The organism is Paenarthrobacter sp. YIM B13468, from assembly GCF_042788025.1.
GTDB classification, from domain to species: Bacteria; Actinomycetota; Actinomycetes; order Actinomycetales; family Micrococcaceae; genus Arthrobacter; species Arthrobacter aromaticivorans.
In genome coordinates this window covers 123,417-144,804 of sequence record NZ_JBHZPI010000005.1, presented here as the reverse complement: position 1 = coordinate 144,804, position 21,388 = coordinate 123,417, and the positions used below count along the sequence as shown (strand labels likewise).

The 21,388-nt window shown below is 58.2% G+C and carries 18 protein-coding genes and 1 pseudogene; 10 read left to right on the top strand and 9 right to left on the bottom strand.

Going from position 1 to position 21,388, the window contains the following annotated elements:
• Positions 1–595: 595 nt before the first annotated feature.
• Positions 596–1,891, top strand: coding sequence for an NAD(P)H-binding protein (locus tag ACFX4T_RS06975; protein WP_377651259.1), 1,296 nt, complete (start codon positions 596–598; stop codon positions 1,889–1,891).
• A 177-nt stretch (positions 1,892–2,068) separates the two neighbouring features.
• Here ACFX4T_RS06975 and ACFX4T_RS06970 read toward each other — a convergent pair whose 3' ends face one another.
• Together ACFX4T_RS06970 and ACFX4T_RS06965 are read right to left on the bottom strand one after the other, a co-directional pair.
• Complete coding sequence (locus ACFX4T_RS06970; protein WP_377651258.1) at positions 2,069–3,835, bottom strand: glycoside hydrolase family 3 protein; 1,767 nt, start codon at positions 3,833–3,835, stop codon at positions 2,069–2,071.
• An 11-nt stretch (positions 3,836–3,846) separates the two neighbouring features.
• Positions 3,847–5,121 carry an MFS transporter gene (locus ACFX4T_RS06965; protein WP_377651257.1) on the bottom strand — a complete coding sequence of 425 codons (1,275 nt, stop codon included), beginning with the start codon at positions 5,119–5,121 and terminating at the stop codon, positions 3,847–3,849.
• Positions 5,122–5,257: 136 nt separating this feature from the next.
• Between ACFX4T_RS06965 and ACFX4T_RS06960 the strand changes: the two genes are divergently transcribed.
• Entirely contained in the window at positions 5,258–6,322 is a 1,065-nt protein-coding gene (locus ACFX4T_RS06960) for a LacI family DNA-binding transcriptional regulator (RefSeq protein ID WP_377651256.1), read from the top strand.
• A 133-nt stretch (positions 6,323–6,455) separates the two neighbouring features.
• On the opposite strand, the gene ACFX4T_RS06955 is transcribed toward ACFX4T_RS06960, so the two are convergent.
• From ACFX4T_RS06955 to glp, 7 genes and pseudogenes are all read right to left on the bottom strand, one after another.
• Positions 6,456–6,629 (bottom strand): hypothetical protein, encoded by a 174-nt coding sequence (locus tag ACFX4T_RS06955; RefSeq protein ID WP_377651255.1) that lies wholly within the window; start codon positions 6,627–6,629, stop codon positions 6,456–6,458.
• Positions 6,630–8,054: 1,425 nt separating this feature from the next.
• Complete coding sequence (locus tag ACFX4T_RS06950) at positions 8,055–8,540, bottom strand: ATP-binding cassette domain-containing protein (protein ID WP_377651348.1); 486 nt, start codon at positions 8,538–8,540, stop codon at positions 8,055–8,057.
• A 36-nt stretch (positions 8,541–8,576) separates the two neighbouring features.
• Positions 8,577–8,941, bottom strand: a pseudogene (locus ACFX4T_RS06945) (molybdate ABC transporter permease subunit); the annotation flags it as partial.
• An 8-nt stretch (positions 8,942–8,949) separates the two neighbouring features.
• Positions 8,950–9,741, bottom strand: coding sequence for a molybdate ABC transporter substrate-binding protein (gene modA, locus ACFX4T_RS06940; RefSeq protein WP_377651254.1), 792 nt, complete (start codon positions 9,739–9,741; stop codon positions 8,950–8,952).
• Between the two features lie 156 nt (positions 9,742–9,897).
• Positions 9,898–10,404, bottom strand: a complete 507-nt coding sequence (locus tag ACFX4T_RS06935) for a molybdenum cofactor biosynthesis protein MoaE (protein ID WP_377651253.1) — start codon at positions 10,402–10,404, stop codon at positions 9,898–9,900.
• Positions 10,405–10,432: 28 nt separating this feature from the next.
• The gene (moaC, locus tag ACFX4T_RS06930; protein WP_377651252.1) at positions 10,433–10,927 is read right to left on the bottom strand and encodes a cyclic pyranopterin monophosphate synthase MoaC; all 495 of its coding nucleotides are present in this window, start codon (positions 10,925–10,927) and stop codon (positions 10,433–10,435) included.
• Positions 10,915–12,204, bottom strand: a complete 1,290-nt coding sequence (glp, locus tag ACFX4T_RS06925; RefSeq protein ID WP_377651251.1) for a gephyrin-like molybdotransferase Glp — start codon at positions 12,202–12,204, stop codon at positions 10,915–10,917. The genes moaC and glp overlap by 13 nt, the downstream gene beginning before the upstream one ends.
• A gap of 328 nt (positions 12,205–12,532) precedes the next feature.
• Between glp and moaA the strand changes: the two genes are divergently transcribed.
• The 8 genes from moaA to ACFX4T_RS06885 all read left to right on the top strand — a co-directional run bounded on the left by moaA (position 12,533) and on the right by ACFX4T_RS06885 (position 20,699).
• Positions 12,533–13,633: a GTP 3',8-cyclase MoaA gene (moaA, locus tag ACFX4T_RS06920; RefSeq protein WP_377651347.1), complete on the top strand. Its 1,101-nt coding sequence runs from the start codon at positions 12,533–12,535 to the stop codon at positions 13,631–13,633.
• Positions 13,634–13,638: 5 nt separating this feature from the next.
• On the top strand, positions 13,639–13,905 hold the full coding sequence (locus ACFX4T_RS06915) for a MoaD/ThiS family protein (RefSeq protein WP_377651250.1): 267 nt from the start codon (positions 13,639–13,641) through the stop codon (positions 13,903–13,905).
• Between the two features lie 394 nt (positions 13,906–14,299).
• Complete coding sequence (gene ndhA / locus ACFX4T_RS06910) at positions 14,300–15,151, top strand: 2,6-dihydroxypyridine 3-hydroxylase subunit NdhA (protein ID WP_377651249.1); 852 nt, start codon at positions 14,300–14,302, stop codon at positions 15,149–15,151.
• Positions 15,148–15,648 carry a (2Fe-2S)-binding protein gene (locus tag ACFX4T_RS06905; RefSeq protein ID WP_377651248.1) on the top strand — a complete coding sequence of 167 codons (501 nt, stop codon included), beginning with the start codon at positions 15,148–15,150 and terminating at the stop codon, positions 15,646–15,648. Before ndhA ends, ACFX4T_RS06905 begins: the two co-directional genes overlap by 4 nt.
• Positions 15,641–18,091: a 2,6-dihydroxypyridine 3-hydroxylase subunit NdhC gene (gene ndhC / locus ACFX4T_RS06900; RefSeq protein WP_377651247.1), complete on the top strand. Its 2,451-nt coding sequence runs from the start codon at positions 15,641–15,643 to the stop codon at positions 18,089–18,091. The genes ACFX4T_RS06905 and ndhC overlap by 8 nt, the downstream gene beginning before the upstream one ends.
• 71 nt (positions 18,092–18,162) lie before the next feature.
• Positions 18,163–19,467, top strand: a complete 1,305-nt coding sequence (locus tag ACFX4T_RS06895) for a (S)-6-hydroxynicotine oxidase (RefSeq protein ID WP_377651246.1) — start codon at positions 18,163–18,165, stop codon at positions 19,465–19,467.
• A gap of 547 nt (positions 19,468–20,014) precedes the next feature.
• Positions 20,015–20,389: a DUF948 domain-containing protein gene (locus ACFX4T_RS06890; RefSeq protein WP_377651245.1), complete on the top strand. Its 375-nt coding sequence runs from the start codon at positions 20,015–20,017 to the stop codon at positions 20,387–20,389.
• 16 nt (positions 20,390–20,405) lie between these two features.
• Complete coding sequence (locus tag ACFX4T_RS06885) at positions 20,406–20,699, top strand: hypothetical protein (protein WP_377651244.1); 294 nt, start codon at positions 20,406–20,408, stop codon at positions 20,697–20,699.
• The last annotated feature ends 689 nt before the right edge of the window (positions 20,700–21,388 follow it).

The following is a 21,388-nucleotide window of genomic DNA, read 5'->3' as shown; positions in this document are numbered from 1 at the left end:
ACTGCCTCGAGTGCATTCATCTTCCCCGTTACCCGCCGGCTTCCGGCCCATCATGGAAGAACAAATGGGTTGATCGATTTGTGGGACTATGCAGAACGCAGGTTTCTATGGACGCTGACACCATCTGTCAGTGTCCCGTTTGCTCGACGCGGAGTTGGCTAGTCACCAGCGTCGGGAGCCTACCTGGCGTCGACACACGAAAATGTCGCCAGCGACCATTCGCGACATGTGGCGTTTGGCAGCAATGTAGGCGCAAAATGCCATTGGTGGGATCGGGGAATTCATGCAGAGATTACAGCTATCCGGTTTGCCGCTCGCTGCACAGTCCTTTTTGAGATGAGACAGCTAGCGCAAGATTGGCTAGATTGTCTTCTGCCTAATTGATAGCAGCCCAAGTGTATTTATGCCATTCGGCACAACATCTTGACGATCAGCGACGTAAGAATAGGATCCGGTGCTGCGACTTCAACATGTTTGACGTCGAGCAACCTCGTGCGATCTCCATATGGGGAAAGCCTTTCGAAAGACCTGGATCCAAACGCTGCGGAGCTACTGCCTGCCCAACGAATTCATTCTTGACCTGTTAGGAATCACTTTGAAAACAATCCTTGTACTCGGCGCGACCGGCAAGACAGGCCGGTACCTGGTCCCCGCTCTGCTCGATCGAGGGCTCGACGTGCGTGCGGCAACTCGGAACCCCGGAGCCTACGTTGGTGCCCAAGGAGCCTTGCCGGTACTCTTCGACTGGAGTGACAAGGGGTCTTGGGCCGGAGCTCTCGACGGTGCGGACGGTGTTTACCTCATCAAGCCGGAGGGCGGAGGCGTCGCTGTCCTAGTGAGCGAGTTTCTCGCGCTCATGACTGAGGCTGGAGCCTCGCGTCTGGTGCTTCACTCGGAGGTCGCTGCGGATTTCCGCTCTGAAGACGACGAGGAGCGGCGCGTTGAGGTGGTCGTCGAGCAGTCGGCGCTCGACTGGACCATAATTCGGCCTAACTGGTTCGTGCAGGATCTTGCTGACGAGCACTTCTTTGCCAGCATGATCCGCGATCAAGGCATTATGGTCATGACGACCGGAGGCTCCGCTGTATCGTGGATCGACACTAGGGATATCGCGGCAACGGCCGTCGAACTACTCTTGGACGCCAGCCTCTGCCGTCATGAGGCGCTCATGTTGACCGGGCCAGAAGCCCTGACGCTCGATGGGCTGGCAGACAGGCTCAAGGCGTTGACGGGCCGCCAGATCGTCTCCATTGAGGAAACGTTGAGCGAAGCCGAAGAACGGATGAGAAGGGACAACCTTCCCGAAGAGTACGTGGCTTACCTGACGCGGCTCAACACCAGTATCATCGAGGGTCATACCTCGAAGCTAACCGATCATGTCGAAAGGCTGACGGGTCGACGGCCCCGGCCCGTCAACGACTTCCTGGCTGAGTGCTCCCTACGCCAGATTCAGGACGATGTGACATCCGGCCACATCATTCGGTCCAACGAGGCTTTGTTCCGCAGGCAGATCGAGGCGTGGGCGGGCGCCGACATCGACAAGTTGGTCGCCTGCTATAACGACGACATGGTCTACGTAGATATGCCTTTCCTTGATCACCCGGTGCATGGGGTCGATGCTTTCCGAGCCCACATGATTGACTACAACGGCCAATTCGACCGGTCCGACTTTAAGGCTGAAATTCTCACGCTCGTCGCCAACGAAACCCACGTTGTCGGAGAGCTACTTTGCACGGCTCGCTACATCGGCCCTGGGGCCCCTGCCGGTGGAGTAGCCGTTAGCTGGCATGCCACACTTTTTGACACCATTGTGGACGGCAAGATCAGCTCGGAGAAGGCCTACTTCGATCCCTCGACGTTGGAGAAGGCCCTCGCCCGAGAGCCCTCTTGAGAGCCCTTGTGCGATCGGGGTCAGCACGAAAATTGATCGGGGGGGATCACACATCTAAGGTCGCCGAGAAGCCAGACTATCTTGGGTGGTGCGGTCGAAGCCTTGACGATTTCCCGGGCTGCGCTCCGGAGGCTGGTGAAGCCTACTTCCGGAGCGCAGCTCAAGCCACCCACACGGTTAGGCGTTCGTAGTCAAAGGGGCTATTACAGGCCGCTGCAGCCCAAAGCCCGTATGGAAGAGTGGATCCGCCGTGTCGAAGGGCACGTCTTCCCGGGAGGCTTCGACGTCGGCCATCGATGAAGGCAGGTCAAAGGGTAAGGTTCCGGTGATCGGGCTGCGGCCGGTTAGGGCATCGCACAATACTTTGTTACTGGCACCGAACTCACCAATTACGACTGCGGCGAGGCCAATAAATGGGGTGAGCACCGCGGGGCGCTCCAAGTAGACGGTGAGGTATACCGGCGCCTGCTTGGCGTAATTGGTGACGCGTTCCACGGTTTCAAGGGGGAATTCGAGAGTACCTCCGTGGAAGAAGTCACCCAGCGATCCTCGGCCCGGTTCGAACGGAGCGTCCAGCTTTACAAGGATGGCTTCCGCAGTCGCAGGGTCGTCAGCTATGACCAGTTCCTCGGTGATATCTTCGGGGGCGAATCCGTCGAGGTGTACTCGCGTTCCTGCAGTCAGAGGTAATGCTGCTTTATCGACTGAAAGCAGTACGAGGGAAGCGCGTTGCGCTGCGATCCCGCGTTCCGTGAAGATTGCGGATCCGCAGATCGAGCGTGCATTCTTGAGGTCGACCCGCCGATGTTCAAAGACGCCAAGCCGGAATTTCTCAGCCAAGAGCCGCCGCGCAGACTGGTCGATGCGAGCCTCGGAAATACGGCCGGAATCGACGAGTTCCTCTATCAACTCCGGATTCCGGTCGCCGCCGAATTGATCGACGCCGACATCAATTGCGATGGCAGCTCTCTCCTTCGAGTCGAGGTGTTCAAGCCCCCACCCATTGGGGCCGAACGTGATGCCGCCTATTTGCTCAGCCTCAAGCAAATTCCAGTCAGTCAGGACTACCCCGTTGAACCTGAGTTGCCGTCGCAGTATGTCGCGGACAACGGGGCCGTTGAATGCGAATCCAACCTCATCCCAGGATGTCCCGACAGGTTTGCCGTAGTAGGTCATGACCTGTGACGCTCCAGCGGCCAAGGCACGCCGGAATGGCATCAGGTGCAAATCTTGCATTCCACCTGGGTACACCTGATCCGGGTAGCGGGGGTCGTGGGCGTCGTCCCCTTTGAGTTGGGGGCCTGCGCCTGGGAAGTGTTTTACGACGGCGGACACTGAGTGCGCGCCCATGTATTTGCCGCCTCGCAGCCCTTCGATGAACGCCACAGTCAGCGCAGCGACTCGCTCTGGATCTTCACCAAAGGTGCCCGAACCGCGGGACCAGCGAGGTTCGCTAAAAATGTCCGCCATCGGTCCAAGGAGCACCCTGACACCCATCGCTCGCAGTTCCTGGCGCATGGTGTCCCCATAAGCGCGCACGGATACGACGTCTCCGATCGCTGCCATGCCCGTTGTTTCCGGCCAGTGCGAGAGAATACCGAGGGCCTGGCCGGTGAAGGGATTACTCCTGAAGCCATGACGCGGATCACTTGAGAGTGTTACAGGGATACCAAGACGGGTGCCTTCCGCGATCTCCTGCAGCGTGTTGTGCCACTCTGCCACTACTAGTGAGTCTTTCCCGCCAAGCACGTTGAAGTGGTTGATGCCCAAGTTACCGACATAAAATTCGGCCGCAGCAAGAGCGTCGGCTTGGGTCAAGTCACCGCCACTCGGGCTGGTGGATGGGTGGAACATCAAAGCCGCCTTCTCAGCGACAGTCATTCGACGGAGGAGATCTTCGACGCGGAGTTCGACGGGAAGGGAAGGGTCACGGTATTCATTCATGATGGGTCCGTTCAACGAGTAGAGCGAATGAAGAAGAGGGGAATGATGCCTAGGAGCGTCAGCGCCGCGCCTACGGTCAGTAATACGGAGTAGTTTGCATCCCCTCCTCCCACCCCGAGAAGCACCGGCGCAATGAATGGCATCACAGAGAATGGCAGGGTGAAAGCGATGTTGGTCACACCGAGGTCGCGTGCCGCGGTGTTGGGATCGTTCATAGTGGCTACAGCGAACCCGATATAGCCCCCATAGAGCATGCCGCCGGCAATGCCGCTAACAATGGAGAGGCCTATGAGGAACGGCACCAGGCCGTCAGCGAAGATGATGACAACAGTGCCTGCCGCCATAATTAGGGCGGTTGAGCCCAGAACAACCTTGCGCCGACCAGTGCGGTCGTTGAGCCATCCGGCGATGGGTGAGAAAACCACAGCCAAAATCCCCGGAATCACGTAGGCAAGTGTGATCACGCCTGGTAGCGCCTCTGTGGGGACCGCTATGCGGTCCTGTAACAAGTACACGGTGTATGTCGAAACGACGCCCCATGAGCAAGTGATCAGGAACATTGCAACTAGAAAGCGGCTAAAGTCAGGCGACTTGCGGGGGTTGACATAGAAACTGCCGAGGAACTCTTTGAGACTGAATGGAGCGATGTCGCCGGCGGCAGGGGTTTCGTCGCGCATCATCGCGAGCAAAATCGAGCAGAATACAACGGCGACAGCGACGGGTAGGCCGAATTGAGCGAGGGTGTTTGAGGGAAACAATTGTACGAAGAACACCCCGACGAGCATCGCCGCTGATGAAGCCATGCCAGACAAGGCTCCGATAATGCCCTGCTGCTTCTCGGGGATGCGGTCAGCAACGATCGCCAAAGAGGAGGCGATCGCTGCATTCACGAAAGCCTGCATGATGATCCAGCCGATCAGCAATAGTGGCATGCTGTCGCTGAGACCGATAACGACAGCCCCGACAACGGTGCCGAAGATGCCCACGACGATCCAAGGCCGACGACGCCCGAACCGGCTCCGGGTCCGATCGCTGAGGCGCCCGAACACCGGGTTCGCTAGCAAAGCGGTCAGGGTGCCAATGCCCGCCGCCATTGAATAGCTAGTCGCCTTGCCTTCGGGGTCGAGTTCGTCGATCCGTAATGCGAGTGTCACGGAGGCGGGAAGGTTGATTGACATCCAAATCCCAAACAACGCAAGCACGTAAATGACGACGAAGGCAGGTCCAACACGCTGCGGTCCGTTCGTCGGTGCCGCCGTGTCGGTAGAGCTACCAGTTAATGACATGGCTATTCCTCACCATTGAGAGTACTAATCTACGGAAACGTTACCGGAAACGTTACCGGAAACGCTTCCGATAGACTAAACGCGGATGGGTGCAGGGTCAAGTGCCCACGAAAAGACTGAGTAGGAATGGATTGCGATGCCACGGAGAGTAACTTTGGCCGATGTGTCCCGTGCAGCCGAAGTTGGAGTTGCCACAGTATCGAGAGCATTAGGAGACCACCCCGACGTTAGTGAAGCGACCCGTGAACGGGTTCGGGAAGTGGCTAAGTCTCTTGGGTACCGCCCTTCTGCCACAGCACGCGCATTGCGCAATGGGGACTACCGCGCCCTAAGCGTGATAGTGCCCGATGCGGGTTGGGGTTGGTGGGAGCCGGTTGTCCGCGCTGCATTCAGAGCCGCTGCCACGGAGGGCTACCAACTCATGGCACATCCAGTTGCGGGGACAGCAGGGGGCGCCGCGTCTATCGTCGAGGCGCTGGTTAACGTCCCGACCGATGGGGTCATCGTCATAGGCGTGCCGGACCAGGAGGGCGTGCGTGCGGCCTGTGACCGCATTGCCTTACCCGCTGTGGCTATCGACGACACCAGCCGCAATGTCCGATTCCCCACGATTTCAGCACAGAATAGGCAAGGCGCTCGTCTTGCGGTTCAGCATCTAATCGATCAAGGATCGCGTTCGATTGGGCTCCTACGTCCGAACATGGAAGGGGAAACGGCGGATTGGGGTGATGGCCTGTTCATTGACCAGCGCACCCTCGGATACCAGGACGCTCTCTCTGCGGCCGGCATCCCTATCGACAGCACGTTGGTCATCGACTGCGCGGACCCCTTCAACGAACACCAGGAGCATTGGACCGGACTCGAAGCCGCGTTGTCTAGTGGCGTGAAAATCGATGGATTGTTCTGCGTCACGGACTCAATGGCCGCTCCCGCCTTGCGGACCCTACGCGCACGGGGCTTGGACGTCCCCGAGGACGTTGCCATCGTGGGATTCGATGATGAGCGCGCGGCGCTCCTTGTCGATCCTCAACTTACAACGATCCGCCAGCCGTACGCCGAGATGGGCCACTTTGCTGTGGAGCTACTGCTGCGCAGGATTCAAGGAGAGGATGTCGGCAGCCATCGTTACGAGTTCGACACCGAGCTCATTAAACGGTGCTCCACCTCTGCTGACGACGCCGTTACTGCAGGTGAACAATAAACGGCTGATGGGGGTGCGGTTCAGGAAACGGGCCGAACCAGGCCGGGAAATATCGTTCTCGGAGATCCTTGGGAGCTACCTGGTGTTCCGTTCCGCCGCGCAGAGTTTGGCAGGCTGGGAATGAACCATGACGTCAGGAGGACATATCGCGCTTGTCGCGTTGTTCCGTGTATCCGTAGGGGACTGTCTCGCTCAGTTCGACCCTGAACCGTCCGTTCCCGAGCCGGGTTACGAGGATGCCGTGGCGCCGGTGTTGGAGGGCGACCTCCATGATCCGGTCGACTGCGAGGTTGATGGAGTCGTCCATGGCAGACCTTTTGTCCACCGTTAATTCGATGTGAGCTTCAGGCTGACGTTCCCAGCCGCTCCGGCAGATACCTTGGGTGTACGTATTGCCTGGCCCTCTTTCCGGCGGCTGGCCGGCTTGGGTCCACGAGGCTATCAACTTGAGACCGCCTGTAGTTGCGGCTCGAGCCTCTGCCTTCCGTGGGGGCCGGCATCTCGAGTTCGAATTCCCTGCTCAATCGGTTCCAAACACCTCGCGTGGTCTTCCATGGAACTCCTTTATCTCTCGGCCAACTTCCGAACTCTCGCGTTGGATCTCAACCGACGTTATCTCGTGGGCTGACAGAGGCCCCGACTTGAAAATGAGCATTTCCATTGAGTGCTTATGACTTTGTGTAGGTCGCGCACGCTGCCGTTTGCGCGGAAGTCTGGTCATTCAGAAGAGGCACGAATTGGGACAATCGCCCGCGCCCGTGCCGGGACGGCTGCCTAGCATGTGTAATGCAGGAGTGCAAGGGGGCAGGAATCCGAGGAGACCCACCACTATGGCGGTCTCGTCTAAAGACTGTCGCACACCAGTAGAGCAAACTTAGGATCCACAGTAGGCCCGGGGAGTGCCGCACAGAAGTGCGGTTCAAGAGTCCGTACCCCTCGACAAAGGAGCTCTAATGGAATCAAAAGAAGATCACGTGGGAGTGACGTTTCCTGCGTCTGACGAGGAAGTTTATCTTCCACGTGGCGGAACGGATCCGGATTTTTACATTCCTGCAGAATGGCAGCACAGAGAGCGCAGTTGGAAGCGTTTGGTACAGAGGTTTGTGTGGCGTCGGCGCCCCCGGTTGACCTGACCCCATAGCCTTGGATTTCTAGGCCGCACCGTTTTTTCCGCCGTCTATTGACGCAAGCGACCGGCTCTTCCAGACACGCACGCGTCCCCAACGGGAGCGTACGAACGGCAGGCAGGGTCGCTCTCGTCGTTGTGGGCAAATAAGGGTGGCGGTTAGGTCTGTCATATCCCACTGGTGCCGAGGGCCGTCTACCAGGGAGCCGGAGAAACGACTGCAACTGGCGCCTAGTTCAGTAGTACGACCGCCGGGAGGACGGCTTTGTCCTCGAATTCGTGCAGATCATGCCAAAGAGGGCCAATCAGCTGATCAACAGGCCCAGAAGACCAGGCGGCCGTAGCCTTGATCACAAAGAAGGCCTCCGTCCCAGGAAGGAGGCTTAGCTCTGCATGGGCTCCCGGAGTGACGTCCGCCGAGATATGCCAGCCCGCACGCGGAATAAGTCGCCGTGTTGTTCGAGATCCGTGATGGTGACTTTGAAGGTGTTTCGCGGGCTGCCGTGCTCGGCTGCAGAGACGGAAACGGCGGACGGCGGAAAGGCTGCAGCGCCCGGGGTGCCGGGAAGAGCTGCTTCATCGCGGTCTCCGGTGACCGTCCAACCTTCATGCGTTTGTAAGGCCGACATCCGTGACGTTGCCGGTGAGGAGGTTTAGATCGGACAGTCCCGCGGCGAAGCGGCTGCGAGGCGTTCCAAGGACAACGCGGGTCGGACCTTGTTCAGTGAGTCCGCCGCCGTCGGTGACGATCACCCGATCGGCAAGCAACACAGCGTCGAGGATGTCGTGGGTGATAATGATGGGCTCGCGCTCAGTGAGTACGCGCGTGAGTAGGCGTGCGGCGTGGATGTCGAGGACTGCCATTGGTTCGTCGAGGAGCAACCGCTCCGGGGCAGTGGCCAGCGCCCGAGCCACCGCGACGCGTTGAGCTTGCCCGCCGGAGAGCTGCCCCGGGCGGCGTTCTTCTAACTCTGCGCCATCGACTTCGGCGAGCCAGAGCCGCGCTGCATGGTGGGCTTCTTCTTGGGGGCAGCGCCGGCGGCGCGCGGCCCGAAGGCCACGTTCTCCAGCACGCTCAGATGGGGGAAACAAAGGTTCCTGTGCCAGCAGGGCGACCCGCCTGTCGATTCCGAGAAGTGCTTTCCGGCCAAAGGTGTAAAGCAGCGCGATGCCGCCCACCACAGGCGGCAAAACCAAAGGCAGGAGGACGAAGGCCCGCAGCAGGCGTTGTCCCGGGAAGTTTCCGCGGGCGAGCACCAGCGCGAGCGGAGCACCAAGAACGATGCACAGTGTCTTGCTCGCTGCGGACGGACGCAGACTCAGGCCCAAGGCGGCAGCGAGGACTCGGAGGGGATGAGTGGGAGGACCTGGATCCAGTTGACCCTGGCCACCATGGACACCAGCGGTAGCAAGACGAACATTCCGCCTGCTACCGCGATGGCGTAAATCCATGCTTGGGATGCTGATGTACGCGGTTCTACAGTCGGTGGCATCGTGAAGTCTATGGGGTGCCGAAGCCCACGTCTGAGAGAATCTTCTTGCCCTCGGCACTGGTCACGGCCGCGATGAAGGCTTTGGCCAGTTCCCTGTTCTTGCTGGCGCCGACCATCGCGATCGGGTAGGTGTTGACGACCTTGTCCGATTCAGGGAACGGGATGCCCTTCACCTTGTCGCCCGCAGTTTTGACGTCTGTAACGTACACGAGTCCCGCGTCGGCCTCCTGAGAAGTGACCTTGCCTAGGACATCAGTGACGGAGGATTCCTCACTGACCGGGGCCAGCGTGGTCCCCACGGCCCTTTCGATCGTCTCAATCGCCGAACCGCAGCTGACCTGAGGGGCGCAGACCACCACTTTTACCCCGGGCTTCGCCAGGTCGGCGAACGTTGCAATGTTGGCCGGGTTCGACGGCGGAACGGCGATCTGCAGGACGTTCGTGGCGAAGTTGGTGGCAGTTCCGTCGACGAGCTTCGCGTCAGTGAGCTTGGTCATGTTCTTGGTATCGGCCGATGCGAAGACGTCGGCCTGGGCACCCTGGATGATCTGGGTGACCAGATCCGAGGAGCCTGCGAAGGTTAGCGTCACCTTGGTCCCGGGGTTGGCGGTCTCAAAGTCCGTAGCGATCTTGGTGAACGTGGATTTGAGTGACGCAGCAGCGAACACCGTCACGGTACCGGCGGGTTTGGCGCTTCCGGTGGCTGGGGCTGGGGCGGCATCTCCGCCACAGCCCGTCAAACCCGCCGTGAGGGCGCCAGCGGCCAGCAGTGCTGCAACGTTGGTTCGGGTGATCTTCATATGCTGTTCTTCCTGGGCATGTCTTGATGATGGGAGTGTTAGCCGCAGCCGCGGGGGAATGTCTCTCGCGGCGAATAGCGGTGTTCCCCGGCTAACTGGCTGCGGACGGAAACACAGGGCGTGGCCTCAAGGCCACATACGGATTGCAAAAGTTGATTAGCCTCCGGCGCCCACCCATTCCACGGTGCCGTCGGAGAAGAATTGTTCTTTCCAGATTGGGACTTCTTTTTTGATGTGGTCAACGAGATCGGAACATATGGCAAAAGCTTCTCCACGATGCCCTGCTGCCACTGCACAGACAAGAGCCGCGTCACCGATCCTTAAGGCACCAACGCGGTGGGCTGCCCAAATTCGAACTTCGGCGCGATTGTCGAGTCCATCCGACACTGAGAACTTTGCAGCGACTCTATTTGCAACATCCTCAAGTATTTTTTGTGCCGAAGGATGGGCCGTGTAACTTAGCCGGTCAACTTCCTTTTCGCGGTCGTGGTTACGGACCACACCACTGAAGCTGACCACCGCCCCGGACGTATCGGACTCGACAGCCCTAATGCCGACATCTACAGAAATGTGTTTCTCACTAAGCAATGCGTGGACCACGCGTGGGGCTTGCGGTGCGGCTAGGCTCTGGCTGCTTACATGCTTTTCGGTTTCGGCGTTCATGCGCGCTCCTTGCTTCGCGTTTGGGTGATCACAACGTCCAACTCCCGCTCTTCCCGCCACTTTTCGCGAGCACCTTGATGTCAGTCAGAACGGCGTGCTTGTCCACAGCCTTGATCATGTCGTACACGCTGAGCGCGGCAACCGACACAGCGGTTATTGCCTCCATCTCGACGCCCGTTACGCCTCTGGTTTTCACTGTCGCAAGTAGGTTTATACCTTTGGGGAGCAGTTCGAAATCAACGGTCACCTTTGACAAAGGGAGGGGATGGCAAAGTGGAACTAGTTCTGACGTCTTCTTGGCAGCCATGATGCCGGCCACCCGGGCCACACCTAACGCATCCCCCTTGGGCAGTTGGTCTGATGTCAATAGCGCCAGGACCTTACTAGTGGTGAGGACCGTTGCCGTAGCCGTCGATTCCCGAGCCGATTCCAACTTCCCGCACACGTCAACCATATGCGCGGTGCCATCGGGTCGAAGGTGAGTAAAACCATCAGAAGTAACTGGGGCCTCTAGACCACCCATATTTCTACCTCCTCCCCTTCTGCCAGTTCCGAAATTCCGACGGGAATGTGTATTAGGACATCTGATCGTGCTAATGCTCCTAGTAGGTGGGAACCTTCACCCCCTTCCAATCGGACGGTACCGTTGGGCAACAGGACCCCCCGCCTCACTTGGTGCTTCCTCGGCGGAGATGTCAGGGGTTGGGAAAGTCGGGCCCTATAGGCGGCCCTGGGTGTCGGCGTGCCGAACAGCTCGCCGAGTAGCGGGCGCAGGAACATCTCGAAGGAGATCAAACAGCTCACCGGGTTCCCGGGGAAAGCTAGAACCGGGATGCCGTCAAAGCTTCCGAGTCCTTGTGGACCGCCTGGTTGGATCTCCACGTGTGAAAATTCAACGGGATGATCCAGCATTGTCTGCCGGACCACTTCGTAGGCACCCTTGCTTACACCGCCAGTGGTTACTACGAGATCGATATGAGGTGCGTGTCGTTTCAAGACTTCAGCCAGGACGTCAGGCGAGTCCCTAATGATGCCCGCACGGACCACAATAAGCCCAGCTTCGCGCATGGATGCTTCTAACAAGGTGTTGTTTGCGTCGTTGATTTTGCCTGGGGTTCGCCTCTCGCCGGGTTCGACGACTTCATCGCCGGTCGTGACAAGGAGGACGGTGGCTTTTTGATGTACTAGAACCTCTGTTACGCCGAGCGCTGAGAGTAGCCCAAGCTGACGAGGTCCAAGATACGTTCCGCAGGTCAACGCACAGTCCCCTGCTGCTACATCGCTCCCTCTGGGGCGAACAAATGCCCCCGCCGTGGGCGGGGGAAGTGTGACGGTGGTCAGCGCTCCTGGTGTGGGGAAAGCCGGTGGTACTGCCCATTCGATGGGGATGACAGCGTCAGCTCCTGCCGGCATCATGGCACCCGTCATGATAGGTGCCGCAGTTCCCGGCGTTAATGGCGCTGGAACTGCGCCAGCTGGGCCTGGTGCTCCAACACGCAGTGTGCCGTGACCATCGGCCAAGTCTTGCGAGCGGACCGCAAAGCCGTCCATCTGTGAGTTGTCGAAGGGTGGCAGGTCCATTGGAGCTAAGATGGTTTCCGCCAGTCCGCGGCCTAGAGCCTCCATCACAGGTACCCGCTCGGTCCGCGGCGGGGCAAGTAGCGGCCGGAGTACGTCACGAACTGCTCGTACGTGCCTGGAGACACTGCGGATTTCCTCCGGCGGAGGCCGCTCTTCGGTTGTTCGTGGTCTGGGACTGTTGCGGCCCGGCGGGGTCAGCTGCTCTTCATTGCTCTGCATGGTCCTGCCTTCAGGGAGGGCGGCTCGGCTACATCGGTGCATTCGTGTAGCTCCGGTGGAGGATAGTTTTCGCGCATACTCAGGTGATGGCTGTTTATTCGTACCGGTTGGACTCAGATCTGGTCGTTTGTGCGCTCGTCAGCGACTGGGTAAGTTCGGTCCGGATTGGGCCCAGACCATTCCATCAGGCGAGCCGACTCCCGGAATATGGCTCCTTGCCACAATCCGGCTCGCCAATTGTTTGGTTTTGCACAAATGGGTACTCTCAGGATTCACGTAGCCTGAATTTATGAGTGTTCAGTTGGGCATGCCGCGGCGCCCGGAGATAATGACATCAGCGCAGAACGGCCGCCCACCGGACGCTGGCTCCGGGCTCCTCGATCGCTTCGGACGCCTGGCGACGGATATGCGGTTGTCCCTTACGGATAAATGCAACCTCCGCTGCACATACTGTATGCCAGCGGAAGGCCTCCAATGGCTCACAAAGCAGGCAGTCATGTCTGCTGACGAGATCATTCGGATCGTCCGTGTGGGTGTCCAGCACCTTGGCATACGGGAGTTGCGGCTGACTGGAGGGGAACCGTTGGTACGGCAGGATCTGATACAGATTATTTCCAAATTGCGGAATAACCACCCTGCCCTGCCGATTTCCATGACCACCAATGGTGTGGGACTCGCAAAGAAGGCGGCGCCTCTCAAAGCCGCGGGACTAACCAGGGTAAACGTGTCACTCGACTCATTACACGAGGAGACTTTTTCGCGGTTGACCCGCCGGCCCTTCCTGGACCATGTGCTCGCGGGCGTGGACGCCGCCTTTGATGTAGGTCTCGGCCCGGTGAAGTTGAATGCTGTGCTAATGCGAGGGATCAATGACGCGGAAGCTCCAACTCTTCTGGAGTGGGCGTTGGAGCGCGGATACGAGCTGCGCTTCATCGAGCAGATGCCCCTGGATGCTGACCATGGCTGGACGCGACGCGACATGATCACCGCTGTTGAGATCCGAGACCTGCTTTCCAGGGATTTCGTCCTTAGCCCCAACGCGCAGTCCCGTGAAGGAGCACCGGCTGAACGTTTTGACGTCAGAAGGCGGGCCGTTGGGACCGATCATTTGCGCGAGGGGAAGGATGTTGCGGCATTTGGTCCCACCTTGGGCACGGTCGGCATCATTGCCTCCGTGACAGAGCCGTTCTGCTCGGATTGCCGCCGAACCAGGATTACAGCCGAAGGCAAAATCATGAGTTGCCTCTTCTCCCGGGAAGAATCCGACCTTCTGGGCACCCTGCGAGCCGGGGGGAGCGACGAAGATATCGCACTACAGTGGCAGAACGCAATGTGGCTCAAACCAAGGGCTCACGGAATGGACCACGTGGGACTTGATGCTCCGGATTTCGTCCAGCCAGAACGCAGCATGAGCGCCATCGGAGGCTAACACGAATGCTCGTACGTTATTACGCCGCCGCCTGCTCGGCCGCAGGTCTCGCGGAGGAACAGTTCCAACTGGGCGAAAATGCCACGGTGGCGGATCTCCTCAAGGCCATACTGTCGATGGAACGGCCGAAACCTCCCGAGGGCACTCCGCCGCTCCGCCAGATCCTCTCACGAAGCAGTTTCCTGCTCAATGAGGTTGCCGTGCGGGACCACTCAATTATCGTCAGAGTTGGAGACGTGGTTGATGTCCTACCCCCATTTGCTGGAGGCTAACCCGCATGACCTGGTTACGGGAGTTTGATCGCTCGTAATCGTTCGAGATCCGCACCTCCCGGCACGGGATGTGACAAGACCACTTTCGCTGGCCTGACCGTGCCGTCCATCTGATGCACCCTTGGCTTCCAGGGGTGCATCACGTGTTAGGGACCCTTTGACCGGATGGCAAGTAAGCCTTCGCGCACTTTGACGTGCTCGTTATGGCCCCGGGTGAATCGGGCGCATTTCTGGCTCAAGGCAGGTTCTCGACGTACGAAAACGAGCACCGTGGCTGTGGGCGAGACACCGATTATGCATGGTTCTACAAAATGACCAGCGTACTTGTTCCTAGATGTCGTGCAGCAAATCACAGAGCGTGGTGCATGATGAAAGTCGTTCGAGGGAGTGAAGAATGAAACTACCTGCTATTAGCTACACGTCGCCGACTTCAATGGAAGAAGCCTGCGCAATGTTGTCAGCCGACGATGACTCTAAAGTTATCGCCGGCGGACAAAGTCTTTTGCCAGTAATGGCCATGCGATTGGCCCAACCGACTGTTGTCGTGGACCTCGCGAAGATCCCGGGACTGGCAGCGTTGGAGGAGGTCGGAGACTACGTCCGATTCGGGCCGATGGTTACCCATGCAACCATCGTTAGTTCACCGCTTGTTGCAAACCTGCTGCCGATGATGTCGTCGGCGGGAAAACATATAGCGCACCCGCAAATCCGCAACCGGGGAACGCTTGGCGGTTCCTTGGCCCATGGTGATGCAGCCGGAGAGTGGCCACTAGTACTGCTCGCGCTCGACGGTATGGTGGAAGTCCAAAGCGTGAGAGGGAAACGCACCATTGACGCCGACGCCCTGTTCGTCGGGCCTTACATGACCAGCATCTCCTCTGACGAGATCATCACCGATATCTGGATGCCTTCCCGACCAAGGGGATGGGCCTACGGCGAATTTTCCAGACGCTCGGGCGATTATGGTCTCGCCAATGTCGCCATCACTCTAGCTACTGAGGACTCTGGGGTCGCCGACGCCAGGATCGCTGTTGGGGGAGCCGTTGGCAAGATACAAAGAGTGCCCGGCGCGGAGGATCTTCTGAGGGGATCGAAAGTCGCCGCGGATCTGGCCGAACGAGCCTCAATCGCTGGTGCGGAGTCGCTCACATATATTTCAGACATGCACGGCTCAGCTGAATATAGGCGCGGCCTAGTGCAGGAGCTGATCCGACGCACAATTCTTGAAGCAGGAGCACGCACGTGACAACACCCTCGCCATCTGACCGCATTGACATCGACATCGAGATAAATGGTCGGCGTCGAACGGTCGCTGTGAATGCACGCGACACGCTGGCTGACCATTTGAGAAACGATCAGAACCTCAACGGAACGAAGCTGGGGTGCGAGCACGGAGTGTGCGGAGCCTGCACGGTCCTTCTCGATGGAGCGGCTGTACGGTCCTGCCTCACTCTTGCCGCGCAAGGTGATGGGCGGACTGTAAGGACGGTCGAAGATCTTTCCCGAGGAAGCTCACTTAGCCCGCTCCAGGAAGCCTTCAAAAAGCATCACGCCCTTCAGTGCGGATTCTGCACCGCGGGGTTTCTCATGTCTGCGACAGAGCTGCTTGACTCAAATCCTGCTCCGACGCGAGCGGACGTTGTCGAAGCACTGAGCGGCAACTTGTGCCGGTGTACCGGCTATCAGACAATCATCGACGCTGTGCTGGACGCAGCAGGTCAGATTGGAAACGACAATGGATAACCCACACCTGATTTCTCCGCCGATAACCAGAAATATGATCGGCAAACGAGTGCCGCGCAGTGAGGATGCCAAGCTTCTGACTGGCCGCGGAAAGTACCTGAACGACATCAATGTCGATGGTCAGTTGCATGCCTGCCTGGTACGGAGCCCGGCTGCCCACGCACGTATCACGAGTATTGACACCAAGCTGGCGCAAGAATTTCCCGGCGTGCACCTTGTCTGGACATCTGCCGACGTCGAAAACTACTGTCCCGGTATAGAGGCGCAATTCAGCGCCGACGGCTGCTTGCCGATGACCATGCCGCTGTTGGCCAAGGACGTCGTCCGCTACGTTGGCGAACCAGTAGTGCTGGTCATAGCCGACACGCGAGGAATCGCTGAAGACGCGTGCGACCTCATTGGCTTGGAGCTCGAACAGATCGATGCTGTGATGGACCCGCGAGCATCTATTCAAGGGGGCCCGGTAGCCAACGGTGAACGCCCCGACAACGTTGGGATCCGTGGGCGTGCAACCTTCGGCGACGTCGACCAAGCCTTCAACGAGGCGGCCCACGTGGTCTCGGCGCTCTATCACCCAGGTCGAGTGGCGGCCGCGCCAATGGAAACCAGAGGCTGTCTGGCAGACTATGACTGGACGCAGGACCGGCTGAAACTCTGGGCATCAACCCAAATGCCGCACTACGTGAAGTTGTGCCTCAGCCTCTTCCTTGGCTTCGATGAATCACGGACGGAAGTCATTTCGCCAGACACGGGTGGCGGATTCGGCCAAAAGGCTCATGTCTTTCCCGAGGACATGTTGATCCCGTTGGCGTCCAAACACCTGCAGGCGCCGGTCAAGTGGGTCGAGGATCGCCGAGAGAACCTCCTCGCTGGCTCGCATGCGCACGAACAGTTTGTCACAATCCAATACGCGGCGGCGGCAGACGGAAAAGTCACCGGTGTACGGACCCATGCTCTGGTTGACGGAGGCGCCTACCACATGCCTCCGCAAACCATGGCAGTTGAGAGCTGGTGTTCGGTCGTTGTGACACCGACCGGCGTCTACGATATCCCAACGACGGAATACGTTTATGAAGCAGCCGTCACCAACAAATGTCCCATGGGCGCCTACCGCGGCGTTGGTTACATGGCTGGCACGCTCGCCCGGGAGTGCCTCATGGACGACCTAGCGAGGAAGATCGATGTCTCTCCGTTCGAGATTAGACGACGTAACGTTGTCCGGGAATTTCCATGGAAGAACCCTCAGGGGATTGACTTTGATGAAGGATCTTGGTTGGCAACGATCAATACTCTGGAAAAGATGGTCGATTACCCTGCGTTCCTGAAACGTCAGGAAGAAGCTCGAAAAGAAGGAAAATACCTGGGGCTGGGAATCAGCGTTTTTGTAGAAAGCAGCGGCGAGAGCACAGCGATGCTGCAGGCTCACGGAATGCACGAGATTTTTCACGACACAGCAACCGTCAAAATGGACACAACAGGCTCGGTTACGGTAACTTCTGGGCTCAACTCCCAAGGTCAAGGCCACCAGACCACTCTCGCTCAAGTGGCTGCTGACGTTCTCGGTATACCCTTTGAAGCAATCAGTGTTGATGCTGGAACATCGACGAGGGGCGCCTACGGCAGCGGTACCATAGGCAGCCGCGCCGCTGTCATTGCCAGCGGATGCGTCAATCGCGCCGCTCACGACATCCGCGAAAAATTGGTTGCAGTTGCAGCCAACATGCTTGAGTGTGCAGAGCAGGATATCGTGCTAGAAGACGGTGCCGCCTTTGTCGCGGGAGCACCAGAGTCCCGACTAGATATCGCCGACGTAGCTTCAGCGATCTACTGGGATGCCTCCAAATGGCCGGAAGGTTTCGAACCGGGGTTGGAATTCACGAGAGCGTGGGATACGTCGCGACCAATGTTTTCCAACGGGGGACACGCAATGATTGTGGAACTTGATCCTGTTACTGGCTTCGTCAACGTCGAAAAGGTGTTCTCGGTGGAAGACTGCGGAGTCATGATCAACCCCACCATTGTTGAGGGGCAAATCCGGGGTGGCGTGGTTCAAGGTATAGGTCTGTCACTTTTTGAGCAGCTGGTCTACGACAAGTTCGGTAATCTCTCCACAACCTCATTTTTGGATTACCAAACTCCCACGATGGATGTTTCTCCTCCGTTCGAAATTCAACACCTCGAGACCCCATCAAAGATATCTGCTTCGGGGATAAAGGGCATGGGCGAATCAGGACTGATCGCAGCGCCGGCGGCGGTACTTAACGCCGTCAACGACGCTCTTTCGCCTTTTGGAACGGTGCTTTACGAACTTCCCGCAACTCCCGAGAAGATCGTTCGTGCCACACAAGGAAGGGTAGACCTGGACGGACCCATGGACTGGACTGAACTCTGGGATCGAGCTGCGGTACCAGTCCTCGACCGAGGGGCAATGGAAACGGAATAGCGGAACCGTTCTCTTTTTCATGGGTTACGACAACCTTCTTGGCTCCGTGAGCTACTAAAAAAGGAATTACTTTGTCATATGACACTATTGTAGTTGGAGGGGGGTTCAGCGGGCTAAAGGCGGCTCGTGACCTCGCCAGCGCAGGCCAGAATGTCTTATTGCTTGAAGGTGGATATCGCCTCGGCGGACGAGCCTACTTCAGGCAATCAACGACTGCGGCGAATTTGCGGGTTGAAATCGGCGGAGCCTACCTTCATCGCGAACACCATCCACGCCTTGCCGCGGAACTCGACAGGTATGGTATTGCCACGGTTCCTGCCCCTGAATTCACCACGTTCAGACACCAATTGGGCTCTGATGCGGTGAACAAGGCTTTCCCTATTCCTGGGTCTGAGGCCGTGGCCCTGGAAGCAGCCGTCTATACTCTGCTGCGTGACGCGCATCGCATCGATTTGGCGCAGGGCTTGGAAAATCAGGGCCTCGAAGACCTCGATGTGCCGCTTATCGAATACGTGGACGCACTTCGTCTGCCTACTGTGTCCCGGAAGTTTCTATTAGCGTGGGCGTGGAATATGACTGGGCAGCCCGCCGAGGAGTCCTCCGCCCTGTGGGTGCTGCAGCTTATCGCCGCCCATCACTACAGTATTCTTGGCGTGGTGCTTTCGTTGGATGAAGTTTTCGCCAATGGTTCTGATGATCTTGTGAATGCAATGCGGCGCGATGTCCCACAATTAAGGATGGGCGCCGTCGTTACCAGCATCGACCAGTCGGCCGCGCTCGTCCGAGTCACTGATAATGCTGGGCAGTTATATGAAGCCCATTCCGTTATCTTGGCTGCGCCGATGAATACGTGGCGTCGTATTACCTTCAATCCCTCTCTGCCCGAACGGCGGCGCTCCGTAATTGAGGAGGGGCACGGTGGGCGGGGATTGAAGCTCCTGATTCATGTCCGCGGTGCTGGAGAAGGAATTGAGTGCGTCGGAGACGGGATATTCCCGACACTTTACGACTACTGCAAGGTCTCCGAAAGCGAGCGTCTCCTCGTGGCATTCACCGACTCCGGTTCCTTTGATCCCCATAACCTTGCAGCCATTGAAGACGCCGTCCACTACTACCTTCCTGAGGTCGAAGTCTTGGGCGTTGACTACCACGATTGGCTCGCTGACCCATTATTTGAGGGTCCGTGGGTGTCTCCGCGGGTGGGTCAATTCAGCCGTGTGCATAAGCAACTGGGTGAACCATTTGACCGAGTACATTTTGTGGGGTCGGACGTTTCTCTGGCTTTCCCCGGCTACATTGAAGGGGCTCTGGAAACAGCTGACAGGGCCGTAAAGGCTATTCTGCAGGCCTCCGTTCGCACGGTACTCTCCAGGTAGGACGTGCTGGGGACAGCGAAAATCATGAAATTTTGGAGTGGTTGTGTCTGCTCGCCGGCTGTAACAACGCCCTTCCTGCGCTGCCTTTCCCGGCGCGGACGCTCATATGTGCCACACGCTGAAGAAGGCACGTTGGAGTTGTAGCCTCTGTCGTTGCTGGCCTCCGGGGTAAATTTACCGCCAGAGGCCGGCGAGTCAGTCCACCGGAGCAAGTCTGTGGTGGCTGTGGTGCTGCGGCGTGTCCCTCTCCGGAACAACCTCTTATACAGGACGCGGCTCATTTTGCGCTTGCCGGCAAAGAGTTGCGTCCCCTTGCCTCAGGTTAACTGTCTCGGCATCGTGCTTGGACAGTTTTTCCTTGAGCTGTCAGACCGAGTCCGCAAGTAAGAGCTACTGCATTCTGTTCTCAAGGAAAATGACCTACCCATCGGTGACCGACGAGTCGACTTGCTGGGCGACAATAGCCATCGCGACGCGATTACGGACGCATATGTGCGTTTTTTCCGACGTGATAGAGCCATAAAAACAAATAAGGAGATGACTGTCTATGTCTGGTGGTGCGATTGCAGGGCTCATTGCGGCCGGAGTATTTGCGATTTTAGTAGCGCTGCTTGCCGTGCCGATTTTAAAGCTCGGAAAGGTGCTCGACGAGGTAGTGAATGCCGTCAAGTCCATGCGCGACGGTGCTACGCCCCTCCTGGATGAGGTCACAGCCACCGTCTCCACTACTCACCAACAACTCAAGAAGGTAGACGGGATATCCAACAACGTTGCTGATGCAACGGCGAATCTTAGTGCTCTGACTTCCGTGGTAGCCGCCACGGTTGGATCCCCGCTCATCAAGGTGGTGGCTTTCAGCCACGGCCTGAGCAAGGCCCTGTCGGACCGCACTAGATCCACCCCCCGTCGGCGCGCAAAATAGAATCGAGAGTGCCGTGATGAGACAATTCTTCTGGATGGGCATAGGTGTTGCCCTTGGGGTGATCGCATTCCGGAAGGTGACCGAAGCAAAGTCCACGCTGGGTCCGAGGGGACTAAACCGGACCGTAAGTCGGCTTGTGGACGAGGCAGCCGATTTCACCAACGTTCTTCGCAACGAAATGCGGGCACGAGAAACAGAGCTGCGGGCCACTCACATTGTCGAGTGGGGCCAACCGACAGCCATTGATGCCGTAGGACTGGGAAGTACCCGACAGGACGCGGCAAGGCGACCTCCGGGAGAGCTGAAGTGATGGCGGGATGACCCGCGCCTGCTTTGCGCCAAGACTTTCGTTGGTCTTCCCGCCCCGTAAACATGCCCGCGTGTTGGGCAAGCGGTTCGGAAGAAGGCTCGGTAAGTACAGAAAATGGTTCACTAGCAGCACAGCCTTACGCCTGATGGACGCGTGACGGTCTGGGTTCCCCTGGTTTTTTATAGCCCAATCCGAGGAGGCCACAACCCACCTAACGGGATCGGTCATCCGCCCAGGGTCACAGCTGCTTTACCCAGGTGCTCAGTTGCGCAACGTCTATCGGCTGACCGCGTATCCGCCTGCTTATGGGCGGTGGGGACGCCAAGGATTTGATAAATTGCCGACGATTTTTCCGGGACGGGTATTCACACCAATTAATCATCGACTACCAAGGGGTTTCTATACAGACGCCCACACACAAAAGCCGCGGGGAATGCGTGATGACGCAAACCCTGCGGCTTTGACGTTCCATAAAATCGTCGGAACTTTCAATATGCTTGTGAATATGGTTCGGACCGTCGTGCGACTGATTCCTGATCGAGTCGCACGACGGTGAAGAGTTGATATGCTCCGCGTCGCACGCGCGGAGGCCTTCCCAGGGCACTGAATACCTTGATTGGCAAGTGTTCTGGCCAATTCAGACGGTGGGTCAAGATCCGCGGTGGACTCCCTCAGGGGAGCACCCCAAT

Bases quoted from the DNA above. Each gene is read 5' to 3' on its own strand.
- ACFX4T_RS06970 (WP_377651258.1), bottom strand. From the start codon at position 3,835: ATGAATGAATACCGTGACCCTTCCCTTCCCGTCGAACTCCGCGTCGAA.
- ACFX4T_RS06965 (WP_377651257.1), bottom strand. From the start codon at position 5,121: ATGTCATTAACTGGTAGCTCTACCGACACGGCGGCACCGACGAACGGA.
- ACFX4T_RS06960 (WP_377651256.1), top strand. From the start codon at position 5,258: ATGCCACGGAGAGTAACTTTGGCCGATGTGTCCCGTGCAGCCGAAGTT.
- ACFX4T_RS06955 (WP_377651255.1), bottom strand. From the start codon at position 6,629: ATGGACGACTCCATCAACCTCGCAGTCGACCGGATCATGGAGGTCGCC.
- modA (WP_377651254.1), bottom strand. From the start codon at position 9,741: ATGAAGATCACCCGAACCAACGTTGCAGCACTGCTGGCCGCTGGCGCC.
- ACFX4T_RS06935 (WP_377651253.1), bottom strand. From the start codon at position 10,404: ATGAACGCCGAAACCGAAAAGCATGTAAGCAGCCAGAGCCTAGCCGCA.
- moaC (WP_377651252.1), bottom strand. From the start codon at position 10,927: ATGGGTGGTCTAGAGGCCCCAGTTACTTCTGATGGTTTTACTCACCTT.
- glp (WP_377651251.1), bottom strand. From the start codon at position 12,204: ATGCAGAGCAATGAAGAGCAGCTGACCCCGCCGGGCCGCAACAGTCCC.
- moaA (WP_377651347.1), top strand. From the start codon at position 12,533: ATGACATCAGCGCAGAACGGCCGCCCACCGGACGCTGGCTCCGGGCTC.
- ACFX4T_RS06915 (WP_377651250.1), top strand. From the start codon at position 13,639: ATGCTCGTACGTTATTACGCCGCCGCCTGCTCGGCCGCAGGTCTCGCG.
- ndhA (WP_377651249.1), top strand. From the start codon at position 14,300: ATGAAACTACCTGCTATTAGCTACACGTCGCCGACTTCAATGGAAGAA.
- ndhC (WP_377651247.1), top strand. From the start codon at position 15,641: ATGGATAACCCACACCTGATTTCTCCGCCGATAACCAGAAATATGATC.
- ACFX4T_RS06890 (WP_377651245.1), top strand. From the start codon at position 20,015: ATGTCTGGTGGTGCGATTGCAGGGCTCATTGCGGCCGGAGTATTTGCG.
- ACFX4T_RS06885 (WP_377651244.1), top strand. From the start codon at position 20,406: ATGAGACAATTCTTCTGGATGGGCATAGGTGTTGCCCTTGGGGTGATC.